The organism is Bradyrhizobium sp. P2_E8 (assembly GCF_056403875.1).
Genome location: NZ_JBFUES010001786.1, coordinates 1 through 725 on the forward strand (window position 1 = coordinate 1; position 725 = coordinate 725).

Annotated in this window: 1 protein-coding gene; it reads right to left on the bottom strand. The window is 68.2% G+C overall.

Annotation, left to right across the window (positions count from 1 at the left end; genetic code table 11):
- Positions 1-725 (bottom strand): AI-2E family transporter (locus AC1D00_RS43900; protein WP_477015041.1); only part of this gene is annotated, 725 nt, incomplete at both ends.

The following is a 725-nucleotide window of genomic DNA, read 5'->3' on the forward strand; positions in this document are numbered from 1 at the left end:
GGCCACGTCCCATCACGAGCGGCTTCAACATGGTGTCGATGAAACCAACCAGGACGAGAAACACCGTGAGCAGCAGCGCCGTGGTGACGTCCTTGGCGGTCCAGATCCAGATGATCACCGGCAGCAGCACCAGGAAGGCGCCGATCTGCACAATCGAGAGCAGCAGCACGAGGAAGGCGAGAAGGCCGGCGCTCGGCACGGCCGCGAGCTTGAAGCCGATGCCGGCGAGCAGTGCCTGCACGATCGCGACGCCGATCACGCCTTGCGCCACGGCGCGGATGGTCGCGCCGGCGAGCCCCAGGAAATGCTCGCTCTGTTCGGGCACGATGCGAAACAGGAAGCCGCGGCCGGCCGCAACCAGCCTCGGTCCATGTGGGAACAGGAAGCCGGCCACGAACACCGAGACCAGAAACTGAAGCGTGCCGACCCCGGCATCGCCCGCGAGCGACAAGAGCGGCCCCGCCAGCGGCTGGAGATACGGCGCCACTTCCCGCAGCACCGCGCGGATGTTGGTATAGGCCTGGTCCCAGAGCTCGTAGAGCCACGGGCCGACGATCGGCCACGACTTCAGCTGCTCCGGCGCCGACTGGAGCGCGAGGTCGCCGGTGCCGAGCTGGTGCGCCAGTTCGCGCGCGCCGTCCACCGCGCTGATGCCGAGCCAGGTTGCAGGGCCGATGACGATGCCGAGCGTGWTCAAGGTCAGGATCGCCGCCGCGGTCTTGGGC